We start from the raw sequence: 11,329 nt of genomic DNA, 5'->3' as shown, positions 1-11,329 counted from the left end.
GGACTCAGTCGTCCGACAGGCCCGCCTGCGGGCTGCCGATGCCGACATCGAGATCGTTGGGCTGCACGCCCTTGGTTTCGGTGCTGGCGGTGCCGAGTTCGATCGGCGTGTTTTCACGGTCCATCGTCTTTGCTCCTTCAACAAGCTGCCGGAATTGGCAGCCGAAGAAGCCTACGAATGAGTTGGCGATATACGAACTATATAGTAACTATATGTCGACAATATACCGGCTTTGGCGTGTTAATGATGTTTATTGATGGTCAGAATATCGATTTTTATGAGAGTAAATGTTTCTATTCGTATGGTTTAGAGTGCTGCCGTCGACGAATAAGCTCAAAAGATGAGCGAAGGCGGCGTTGATGATAAGACTTCAAAACTTTGCCGATAGAGGCTCCTGGTACCTCGGTAAGCGCAATTTTGAGTTCTTCGAGTTCACCCTCGACGTCTTCGAGTATCTCCGACTCGATATGACGGATTGCATGCAGATTTGCATTCAACCGCCGCATGGCGATGCGGTACTGCGTATTGTTCGAACTGTAAGCGAGGTCCGTGAACAGGCTGGCCACGCGATCTGCATAGTCCTCACCTCGCCCGAGACGGGACGGATCGTGTCCCGCCAGGGTTCCTGACCGCAGCGAGAGGCCGATGAGCGTGCGGGACCATGAATAGAGATCGCGCAGGACAGGCTCATCGAGGGTGAGAACAAAGAAGCCCCCCGGCACGAGCGTTTCCACCAGTCCCTCGCCGACGAGGCGATTGAGCGCCTCGCGAACCGGCGTGGTACTGGCTTCGAGCTCCTTGGCGATCGCCCTGGGATCGAGCCTGAGCCCGGGGCGCACATGCCGCTGGCCGATGAAATGCCGGATGTGCTCATAGATCCGGTCGGAGGTCGCGCCTGCGTTCACGACACGCCTGCGCGTTCAGCAGTGAGGTTGTTGACCATCGCCAGCTGATCCGGTCGCAAGGCGTCGGTTGCGGCGAGCGGCCGATCGGGGTCATAGTCCTCGTCCAGAAGGACCGAGGGGCACTGACCTTCGTAGTTGCCGAGGTTGGGCCGGTGCTGGCGGTAGCCTACCAATGCGGCAAGTTCCGGATTGAACCTGCGAGCGATGTCGGGCGGATAGGCAAGCCACTGCGCCTCATAAGGCTTGAGCCAGCCGAGCGAATAGCCCACGACAATGCCTCGGCGGACTTCTTCCGTCGTGTTGCTGCCGGCCCCGTGCAGGGTCGAGCCGAGGAACAGCAGTGCCGCGCCGGGCGGGATCTCGACGGCGACCGGTTGTCCGCTCGTCTCCGGTTCGAGCGCGGCTGCGCCATGGCTTCTGGGCCAGACCAGTGTCGCGCCGTTTCCGGCGGTGAATGGGGTGAGGGGCCACATCACGTTGACGAGGTACTCGGCGCTGCCTTTGGGCGCTCCCCACATGTCCTGGTCGCGGTGCGGCAACTGTGCCGGCGCGCCGCCGTGGACGGCTATGGCCTGCGTGGTATTGAGCTGGATGCAGTCGCACCATGGCAGCAGGATCTGCTCCGCGATCGAGATGATGAGCGCGTGCCGGACGAGCGCCTCGGCGTGCGGAGAATGCGCGAGAAGACGGCCGAAGCGCTTGGTCGTCTCACCGTAGAAGCCGCCTTGGCAGAACGGCGTGCGATGAAAGCGAGGGGCGAGATCGGCATCGAGCGCGCTAATGGTTTCTGCGGCAAGCGCATTCTCGATGACGCTGTAGCCGTGCTCCTTGAGCTGGGCCGCATGCCGGGCGACTTGGGTGAAGAGATCCATGTCCCGTCCCCTTCAGTCTGCCCCGCGGCCAGAGCCGCGATGGTTGGTGGTGATTCCCGCAGCTGCCAGCTTCTGCGGCGTGTCGCGGTCGATATCGATGCGGATTGCCGCGAGCACTTCCTTGCCCGCGTAGCGCGGAGGGCCGAGCGGGCGGCAGTCCCACCCGAATTCCAGTACCTGCCTGAACCAGCCTTCTGATGCGATCGCGGTGTAGGCGGTGATGCCGTTCATGAGCGCGTGGTCGACAAGCGTGCAGATCAGCGCGTCGCGCGCTTCGCGGCGTTCGGATGCCCTGAGGCTGCGGTCGAGGCAAAAGCGCGTGATTTCCCGGATCGTGGGTCCGCGCGGTACGCCGGCCTCGCAGAAGGCGGCGTAGAAGCTGTCGAGAATGTGCGGGCGCGTGGTCGGAAGCAGCCGCGCCGAGGCGTAGTGCTCATTGTCCGGGCCAGAGAGGATGATGTAGCGCGCGTGGGGATTGTCGAACTGGTCGAGTTCGTACTGTCCGGCAAGCACCGGCAAATCCCATTTCAGCAGGTCGACGAAGACCGACTTGCGGGCCGCCCACATCGCGCGCAGCGCCTCGTCCGAGGCTTCGCGATTTTCGTAGTTTTGAACTTTGAGCATCGGGAGGACTCCTTGGCCGTGACATTGGTTGTCACGCCCCAAGGGTCATCCCGATCACTGTCAGCGCGCCATATCGGAAAACCGATATATCATCGCCGGAAGATCTCGGAGAAATTCACCGTTCCGTCGAACAGTGCCCGGACCACCAGCAATGTGCGTTTGGAAACGTCGTAGCGCTCGCAGGCCTGCCTGAGATGCAGGCCCGCCGTCAGCTTGCTGATTCCTATGATCGTGCCGATCTCGCCGTCGTTCTTGCCAGCAGCGGCAAGGACCGTGCATTGGCGCTGGGCATTGGTGAGAAGCGGGCTGTCCGGCACGACGATCCCGCGTCCGAGGGTCAGCACGCGCGCTTTCTCGAAGGCCCAGCCTCCGAACAGCTCTGCAAGAAACAGCATTTCCTGCCTGGCAAACGAAGCCCCCGGTCCGACGAAGGTCACCGAGCCATGCGCTTCCCCAGGTACGCAGATGGGTATGGTAAAGCCGTCCGAGATTCCCTGTTGGCGTGCGCGCTCCATGACCGAGTAATCTTCTCTATTGAGGCCGATCAGGCGCGGTATTTTCTGCCACGGGAACCCGGAACTGGTCACATAGCTCGCGCGATGGACGGGATCGCTGGGCCCCAGTCCGTGCTGATCATAATAATCGACCCACTGCGGCGGGTAATTGTGCAGGCGCATGAGCCGTCCGCCCGTCCTCAGTGGGTCGCTGTGATGGGTCAGCGCATAGCGCTGGAAGCCCAGGCAGACGGTGACATCGGCGAGGACGAGAGCCAGATCGTCCATTGTTGTCGCCATGCCGATCAAGCGCCAGAAGCGCGTCATCAGTTCGGAAATCTGCGTGCCCAAGGTTCGACTATACGATCTTCGGCGGCGTCACTTGTCACCGTAGGTCCGGCGATCGCCCTTCCTGTTCGTTGGGTGCAGGCTAGCGGTTTCTCAAGCCGCCATCCGGCAGGTGTTGTCGCAAAATCGTCATATCACCCGGCCGGCACCCTCGGGAATTCACATAAGGGGAAAAAATGTCTGCATTTCGGTGAAAATTTGTTAATTCAATTCTTTTCGCGTTCGCTCAATTCAACCAATCAATTGTCCCAATGAGATCGGGTGGGCTGCCTAATTGGCAGGATACCACAGGCTATCTCTATTTAAAAAATGCCGATCGTGCCGGTTTGATGTGGGAGTGGCTCCGCAGGGATCCAGAGTACCGCACCTGGTATGTCCAAGCCTCGGCTGCGACGCGCGGGCCGATGCCAAGCGCCTCGAAATGGGGGCTGCACTTTCGCCGAAGCGCCGGACCGGGATTGTCTCTCGGCCCGGATAATCTGGCATGCGAATCGCGATCCTGCGACACTCTCTGTCGAAGCAGAGCCGGGACATCCCGGCGATCCGGGGGCCCTGAACATCGACCGGATCCGACCCTGGCTCACAGCCGTTAGCTCCGTTTCGGGCAGGGAGTACGCTGTTCTGTCGGATGGGTCCCATCATATCCGGCTCGACGTGCTTGCAGGCACGCTCAGCGGAGAGGCCGCCGTGCAGCTGCGCTTCTGCTTCGACGGGATGGAGAGGGCGGAAGCGGGCGTCTTGCCGCTGCGACGGCTACTTGCGCTGCACCGCTATCGGCGGTTTGGGAAGGCACTCTATCCGCGCGACCCGGCGATTGGACGTGGCAGCCTGCTGCTACGCGTGCATGACGCTCTGTGCGACGGCGTCAGTCAGCGCGAACTCGCCAGCATCCTTGTCGGACCCGATAACGTCGAGCGCGACTGGCACCATCCATCCGACTCGCTACGCTCCCGCATTCGCCGCCTTGCCCGTCAGGCGAAGGCTATGGCGCTTGGAGGCTACAAGGACCTTCTGATTCGCCCGTAATTGCGGGGTAGACACGTCATCAAATTTGACCGGTAACATTGCGTCGTGAGGCAATACGCCGGCCCAGTTTTGCATGGCGCCTGACAGTCGTTGCGCTCCATGGCGGGCGAGCCCGGTTTCTCCAACACGACAATTCGGCGGATCCGGACGCCTTTGGGACTACAGCCCATGTTGCGGCCGGATAGATGCCCTTGGCTTTCCTCTCTATCGATGGCGGCCATGACGCACCGGCGGTTGGCGTGGAGCGAGGACGGGACTCAAGTCTGATGGAAAGGGCTCCGGTTTGACCGGAGCCCTTTCGCTTTTATTCAGTTCGGATCAGAATTTGGCGGAAACGCCGACCTTGAAGTAGCGGCCCAGGATGCCGTCCCAGTAGGTAACGACGCTATTGTCGGTACCGGCGGGAGCAGGATACGGCGCGTTGGTGTCGAAGATGTTGTCCACCATGAAGCGCAGCGTGTAGCTGTCGTTGATGTCGTAGCTCAACGAGCCGCTCACATAAGCCACCGCCTTGCGGGTGGGGTACTCGTAGGTATTCGGCGCAGCATTAGGATCGACTTGCGACTTACCGATATACTGGATCTGGGTGAATGCGCCAAATCCGCCATTCTTGTAAGCGATGCTCGCGGTTCCCTTGTGCTTGGGATAGCCAACGCCGCCGCTGATAACGTCGAGGTCTCCCACGCCGACACGCTGTTCCAGTTTGCTGTTGTACTGGTAGCCGCCTTTCAAGAGGATCGAGCTGTCAGCGCCGAGGAACGGGGTCTGGATGATATACGTAAGATCGGCCAACAGACCGCGATACTTGTACGACGCAGCATTGATATAGCCGGTTCGAATGAAATCGACCTGGCCGTCTGCACCGCGATCGATCTGCGAGCAGACCGGGCTCGGGAAGCTGGTCGCGTCATAGCACGCGGCCATCGTCTGATCGGCATCGAGGCTGACAATTGCATTCTTAAGCGAAACATTCACCCAATCGACGGACAGCGAGAAGCCCGGGAGGGCCTTTGGCGTGACGATCAGGCCCACGGTCCAGCTGTTTGCCTTCTCGTTTTCAAGATCGGTATTGCCTGAAAGCGAACCACGGCTGGTGAAGTCGACGATATTCGACGTGAAATTCGCCGGAAGACCCGCGGCGGCGCAATTGGCCGCGCGGTTCGCGGGGTTAGGGCCGGTCGTGATAAACCGGGAATCGCAGGGATCTTCTGCAGTGGTGAAAATGGCGCTGGACGGGTTGAACAACTCGGTGATTGCAGGCGCGCGGATTGAACGGGTGAAGTTGCCGCGAATCCCGAAATCTTCGATGAAGTTGATCTTGCCGCCGGCGGTCCAGGTGAAGTCGCTACCAGCCAGCGAGTTGTTGACGTAACGGCCCGCCGTGTGGAGTTCGGCGGAACGCAGGAACGACAGGCCCATTTCCGGCGAAATGAGCGGAACGTTCAACTCGCCGAAGACCTCGTCGGTGTTGTAGCTGCCGCGAACCGGATCGATCGGAATCGATCGGCCGTACTGCCCACGGTCCGCAGTCGGATCGGTCGGATCGGGGATGCCGTAGAAGAATTCGCCCGGATCGAACCTGGCCTTTTCATTACGATGTTCGTAGCCCAGCGCGAAGTCGACACCGCCCGCCCAGGTATTGAACAGGTCGCCGGTGACATCGGCAGTGACCACCCATTCCTCATTGGTCGCGGTCGGATGGGCGACGGTGGTGATGTAGTCGGCGACTTCTGGACCGTTCTGGTTACCGAACGGATTGAAGGGTACGCAGGTGCTGCTGATCGTCGCGAGTGGCGAGCTCGCACCGGTGCAGCCGGCAAGGGCGTTCTCGAAGTTCTGCTGGACGAGTTCACGGCTGCTACCGTTCGTATGCGAACGTCCGTAGTTGCCGACCACTTCCCACTTGAAGTTATGCGCGCCAATCGAGAAATCGCCCTCGAGACCGCCCGTGATGCGGTACAATTCGACAGTTGTACTGCCAACGCCCGCAGTAATGTCGGTGTTTGCGCGGCCGAGATAGAAGTAATCCTGGCCAGCCGGAAGCTGCGAAGCGATGGTTGCGCGCGCGGCGGGCGAAAGGAATGGATTCGAGAGCGGAATTATGAGGTTGCCATCAGGGGTGCCGGCATCGTCGAACAGCCACGTATTGTAAACTGGCTGCGCACGCAGTTCGGTACCCTTCGACCGAGCGTAGTTGAACTCGGCAAAGACCTTGATGTGGTCGGTGACTTCGTAATCGCCATGTATGTAGCCGAGGTATCGTTCCGTCGGGGACAGCAGGTTGGTTAGCGGGACAAGACTCAGGCCATTACCGCCCGACGAGTTGATTCCAGGATGTTGATCGCCGAAGTCGAGCGGGGTCAGATTGCCTTTGGCATCGAAGACCAGCGCGTTGCCGGAGGCATCGAGGATTTCTCCGCCGAAGCCGGGTGCGCTGTCGATCGAGGTTGGCGCGCCGTACTGGGACAACGCAGGGATGCGGCGATCCTTGATAAGGACCTGGCTGTACTGGCTGGCGCCGTTGGGAGCCGCGTAGGACAGGCCAGCAGCAGTGCGCGCGCGGTCAGAATAGAGCAGGCCTTCCTGCTTATTCCATTCAAAAGAACCGACTATGTTGCCACGGCCGCCGCCGAAGCTGGTGCCGGCAAGAATGCCCAAGCGATACGAAGCAGCGTCGCCCTCGTCGGCAATCCCTGTCTGGGCATCCAGCTTGACGCCCTGATACTTCTGCTTGAGCAGGATATTGACGGTGCCGGCGATTGCATCCGAGCCATAGATTGGCGCACCGCCCACAGCCACGGTTTCAAGCCGGTCGATGGCAAGCGTCGGAATGGTGTTGAAGTCCACCTGCGAACCAGCGGCCACGGGGCCGAAGATCGACGTGGTGTTTGAGCTGACGAAACGACGGCTGTTGACCAGCGTCAGAGTGCGCTGCGACCCCAGGCCGAAGAAGTCGATAAACGTCTGGCCCGAGCCGAAGCTGCCGGCCTGAGTGCCGACACCGCTGCCTGCCGGCGGACCGAAGGCGGGAATTGTCCGGAGGGCGTCGCCTGCGTTGGTGAAGCCGCGGTTTTCGAACAGATCCGAGCCGACAATAATAGTTGGCTCAAGCGTATCGACGCTGCGGCGTTGGATACGAGAGCCGGTGACGACAATGGCTTCGCCAGCGGAGGCTTCGTCTTCTGCGGGAGGAGTGGTGTTCTGGGCGTAGGCGGGGCCGCAGAGCATGATGAGGGCCGAAAGACCTGTCGCGCCGCACAAGGCGGCCTTATGAAGGTTTATTTTCAAGTTGTGTCCCCTGTCGCCTTTGGGCTCACGGCGGGAAGCGTGACCAGACAGCCGTGCACCCAGATGTGGAAAACGCGCTGCGTAGATGCAGTGGATTGCCATGACGGGATTTTTCGCGCCGCGGATGCAAGCTTTCAATGGCAAATGCTCGTCTGATCAATTTGCAGCTTAAGTTGTGGCGAAGATGCAACACGAAATTGTGCTTTTACCCGATCACCTCAGAGGCTGGACAAAGCGGGCCACGCCGAAACCAAGTGCTCGACCGAACCTTTCCAGTGCCGCGCCCGCCCAAACTCTACTATAAATCGGAGCGTCCGCATTGTTGAGGCTCTCAACGCCGAAGGAGCCGAACATCTTTGCCGGGCTTACAGGTACACCGGCAATACAAGGTCTTGTTCGATTCACTGCCGGTGCTGAGGGTGATTGGGCCTTTATTGCCCATGCCGCTGCACATTTTTGAAGCGTTAGGGTCGGAAGCTATCGCGATCAGGATGATCGAAAATGCTTGATCTGCGAGCCGGTCGTCTTGGGTCACGAAACAAGGCTGTGGGGTCTCGTGGAAGTCGGCCCGCGGTGCTGTCAGTGCATTTCCGTTTTTGTGTCCAAGGCTGCGCGTTCCGCTCCCAGAAGGATGGAACTCCATAGATCCTGCAATCGTGCGTCGATCGAACGCGCTGCATTGCTAGCTTCGGCGGATTGGCCAAATCAGTCTATCCACTGGTTGGTGATGTCGCGCTCGTAGCTGGCGCCTTGACCGTAGCGCTGTGAGCTTTGCAGCCGAATTTGGCTCGGTTACGAGAACATCGGGTCGCGAACTCGGTGTCAGGAGGGCAATATGTTCGAGTATCCGCTCGACTTCGTGCTCGACATCGCGGCGCGCCTCGGCCGCCCTGACGTCGTCGACGTTCCGGAGGAGATTGGCTACATCTTCCGCTGCGGCCGGCGCGCGTGCACGATAGACGCCGCGCATTTCGGCAATCTGGGCACGCAGCGTCTTCCAGATTTTTTGTGGCTCGTCGTTTCTGGCATCGAAGAAGTGAACAGGGGTCTCGGGCGGATCGGCGCCGACAAGGACCTGCTCGACGTCGCGACGACGCAGGGCATATCCTTCGAGGCGTGATTGCACGGGTTCGCCGGAGTTGAGCATCTCGAGGGGCTCATCTCCGCGTGCCAAGACGAGGACATTGACGGTGTGTGCGATGCGCATCGGAACCGCTTTCCATCGATTCGAGAAGGTGGCGCTTTATTGTCGCGGCAGGTTCGTCGTCGAATTTCGAACAAAGCACGATGAGTGTGCGATCGTTTTCGGCATATTCGGCAAGGTCGCGTCGTTGCGGCACGCTCTCGATGCCGCGCGTATCGACGCCTGTAATATCTGGCCCTCGCTGCTGAGGCAGGGCGAAGGCATCAGTAAGGTGATGCGGTCGGGCACGCTGAAGCGGCTGTCGTCTCCGCTGTTGATGCCGGACGCCGTCCTGGAGACCCAGGTCAGCCCGTCGTCACTGTCTTCCGGCAAAATGATCGGACGTTCCTTCCGCTCCCCCAGCTTCATCGCGACAAGGATGCGGTCCGTCGTCTCTTCAACTCCAAGCTCCGCCTCCAGCATTACTGCGACGGGATCTGTGGGAACCAGATCGTCGCTCACGCCTAAGAAGACATCCTCCCAATGGGCCATGCGGCCGATAAATTCTCGCCGCAGTTGTTCGCCGAGGTCACGCCTGGACTCGCTGGATCCATACGGCGTGCTTAGCACGGCGTATCTGGCGGCATAATCGGCGGCGATCTTGATGATGTCGCAAGTCGGACAAATCGCTCTGTGTCTTCTCCGTTGCCTGAACAATCCGTTCGCGGACGAGAGTGTGAGGTGATTTTGCCATGCCGCGATAATCCCACCGATCGGGGCCGCGCATGATCTGACAAATGACGCTGCCTTTTGGCACTCCCATGTCCTTGATGACCCGGCCGCGAAGGGCCGAGCCATCCTGTCAGAGAGTCAACGGTCTCAGGCTTTGGCCTGGTCTATTCGGGCCGGGATCACTTCTTGGCCGCCGACTTGTCCGGTTCGATTGCAAGCGGCTGGAGGAAACGGGAGCTGAAGCCTTCGAGCGGAATTTGTGCGACGCCGCCGGTGCGCTTTGCCACGAAGATGAACTTGCCATTGGACACGAGGGCAACACCCTTGACCGCGTCATGGCCATAGTAATTGCACTGGATGCACGTTGCGTCCCTCACCTCGGTCCGCTTGACCCACGCATCGTTCTGCCCTGCCATCTTGGCAGCGCTCGGAAGTTCGTAAATTGCCAAGCGCAGTGCCCAGGAGAGACCCGCAGTGAGCAAAAATAACACGGCGATGACCGCCATGATGCCAATACGCCGTTCCACGCGAAAGAAATCCCGTACTCGCTCGGGGCGCGAGCTGAATTTCTCACTGACGAAGCCTGCAAAACCGTAGAACAGGGCGACATAAAGAGCGACTGGTGGGATCAGGAATGCGTATAGCGCATTGCTCTGGGACGAGTCGAGCACGATCTCCCAGCCCTTGGATATCAACCGGGCGCTGGATAAATCGAAACTTCCCTCCGGAAGGCCGAAGATCACGCCGAACTGGTCGTAGTACCGCAAGCCGAGATCGTAGAGCCAAGCGCGAACGGCGGTTGCTCCGCCCACTAGGTTGACGACGCCTGCGCCGAGCGCTGCCAATGTAATCTTGTCCAGGCCCAGAAGATTGACCCGGCGCGGCGCGTCCTGCGGGATTTCAACAATGGCTTCGCCGGAGGGTGTGGTAGTCATTCGTGCTTTTCCGTTGACGATGAGGATTGTTTCCGTCGCCATTGAGAAAAGTATAACGTTGATTCAATGGGAAAAATTTGCCGGTTAGGCCGCGGAGTGCGGTTGGGGCCGCCGCGAACGGCTGCGGCACGCGTCGGCATTGGTTGTCGCGTACGGGAGCGGGGGATCGAGCGCTCCCGTACGGTGCGGCCGGTTATTTACTCGGCCGCAATCCCAAGCTTCTTGCGCGGGGCTGCTTTCGCCTTTGTCGGCGTCTTCTTCGCGCTCGCCGGATTGGCCTTTGCTGCGGGAAGGGCGGTGGGGTTCAATCCTTCCGGCTCGGGAGCCATCACGGCTGCAGGTTCAGGGGCGAGTTCTGCGGCCACCGGTGCGACTTTTTGCGCCTTGGCCTTGACGGCGACTTTGCTGCCCTTCTTGCGGCCGAGACCAATCGTCTTGGCAAGCTCGCGGCGCCGCTCGGCGTAGTCGGGGGCAATCGTCGGATAGCTCGCCGGCAGGTTCCAGCGGCGGCGATATTCCTCAACCGTCAGCTGGTGGTCGGTGGTGAGGTGCCGTTTGATCATCTTGAACTTCGATCCGCATTCCAGACAGACGATCCCGTCCGGTTTTACCGAAGCGCGGATCGAGACGGCCGGTTCACGCGGCGCTTCCACGGCGGGCTCGGGTGTCTTGCCGAGACCGGCGAGCGATCCGTAGACCGTCTCGATCAATTGCGTGAGCTGATCCGACGGCACAGAATTGTTTCTGACATGTGCGGTGATGATGTCTGCAGCGAGAGAAAGAAGAGATTCGTCTGCCATTGGTTGTACGAGTGCCCGAATATTTTATTGGTTTGGGTACTCTCCTTCATTCCTCGCTCAAGCGCAACATATCGTGCGCGGGGACCGTTCAAAATAATGATGCCGTCCTGAAATGGATCGATCGAAATCGCCGCGAACGTTATCGGGTTGCGCTTTCATCTGCAGATCTCTCACGCCGCCTG

Annotated in this window: 11 protein-coding genes; 2 read left to right on the top strand and 9 right to left on the bottom strand. The window is 60.0% G+C overall.

The genetic code is table 11. The annotated features are described in order from the left end of the window. Positions 1 to 4 precede the first annotated feature (4 nt). The 5 genes from EDF56_RS24855 to EDF56_RS24835 form a co-directional block, all read right to left on the bottom strand. Entirely contained in the window at positions 5 to 124 is a 120-nt protein-coding gene (locus EDF56_RS24855; protein ID WP_132392713.1) for a benenodin family lasso peptide, read from the bottom strand. Positions 125 to 293: 169 nt separating this feature from the next. Beyond that, positions 294 to 905, bottom strand: coding sequence for a GntR family transcriptional regulator (locus EDF56_RS24850; protein WP_132392711.1), 612 nt, complete (start codon positions 903 to 905; stop codon positions 294 to 296). Then, positions 902 to 1,777 carry a phytanoyl-CoA dioxygenase family protein gene (locus tag EDF56_RS24845; RefSeq protein WP_132392709.1) on the bottom strand — a complete coding sequence of 292 codons (876 nt, stop codon included), beginning with the start codon at positions 1,775 to 1,777 and terminating at the stop codon, positions 902 to 904. Before EDF56_RS24845 ends, EDF56_RS24850 begins: the two co-directional genes overlap by 4 nt. 12 nt (positions 1,778 to 1,789) lie before the next feature. Beyond that, a complete protein-coding gene (locus EDF56_RS24840; RefSeq protein WP_132392707.1) occupies positions 1,790 to 2,401 on the bottom strand; it encodes an acyl-homoserine-lactone synthase in 612 nt (203 codons plus the stop codon). 89 nt (positions 2,402 to 2,490) lie between these two features. Beyond that, on the bottom strand, positions 2,491 to 3,222 hold the full coding sequence (locus EDF56_RS24835; protein WP_165912377.1) for an autoinducer binding domain-containing protein: 732 nt from the start codon (positions 3,220 to 3,222) through the stop codon (positions 2,491 to 2,493). Positions 3,223 to 3,897: 675 nt separating this feature from the next. Between EDF56_RS24835 and EDF56_RS26160 the strand changes: the two genes are divergently transcribed. Then, on the top strand, positions 3,898 to 4,269 hold the full coding sequence (locus EDF56_RS26160; protein ID WP_165912376.1) for a DUF2285 domain-containing protein: 372 nt from the start codon (positions 3,898 to 3,900) through the stop codon (positions 4,267 to 4,269). A gap of 318 nt (positions 4,270 to 4,587) precedes the next feature. On the opposite strand, the gene EDF56_RS24825 is transcribed toward EDF56_RS26160, so the two are convergent. Then, positions 4,588 to 7,659 (bottom strand): TonB-dependent receptor, encoded by a 3,072-nt coding sequence (locus tag EDF56_RS24825; protein ID WP_132392777.1) that lies wholly within the window; start codon positions 7,657 to 7,659, stop codon positions 4,588 to 4,590. 733 nt (positions 7,660 to 8,392) lie between these two features. Here EDF56_RS24825 and EDF56_RS24820 point away from each other — a divergent pair. After that, positions 8,393 to 8,677 carry a hypothetical protein gene (locus EDF56_RS24820; RefSeq protein ID WP_132392701.1) on the top strand — a complete coding sequence of 95 codons (285 nt, stop codon included), beginning with the start codon at positions 8,393 to 8,395 and terminating at the stop codon, positions 8,675 to 8,677. 123 nt (positions 8,678 to 8,800) lie between these two features. On the opposite strand, the gene EDF56_RS24815 is transcribed toward EDF56_RS24820, so the two are convergent. From EDF56_RS24815 to EDF56_RS24805, 3 genes are all read right to left on the bottom strand, one after another. Next, entirely contained in the window at positions 8,801 to 9,202 is a 402-nt protein-coding gene (locus EDF56_RS24815; RefSeq protein WP_132392699.1) for a hypothetical protein, read from the bottom strand. A gap of 389 nt (positions 9,203 to 9,591) precedes the next feature. Beyond that, positions 9,592 to 10,389 (bottom strand): hypothetical protein, encoded by a 798-nt coding sequence (locus EDF56_RS24810; RefSeq protein ID WP_165912375.1) that lies wholly within the window; start codon positions 10,387 to 10,389, stop codon positions 9,592 to 9,594. Between the two features lie 155 nt (positions 10,390 to 10,544). Further along, positions 10,545 to 11,147: a MucR family transcriptional regulator gene (locus EDF56_RS24805; protein WP_132392695.1), complete on the bottom strand. Its 603-nt coding sequence runs from the start codon at positions 11,145 to 11,147 to the stop codon at positions 10,545 to 10,547. Positions 11,148 to 11,329 lie beyond the last annotated feature (182 nt).

The sequence above is a fragment of the Novosphingobium sp. PhB165 genome (genome assembly GCF_004341845.1).
Classification (GTDB): Bacteria; Pseudomonadota; Alphaproteobacteria; order Sphingomonadales; family Sphingomonadaceae; genus Novosphingobium.
This window is presented reverse-complemented; position numbering and strand designations above follow the sequence as displayed.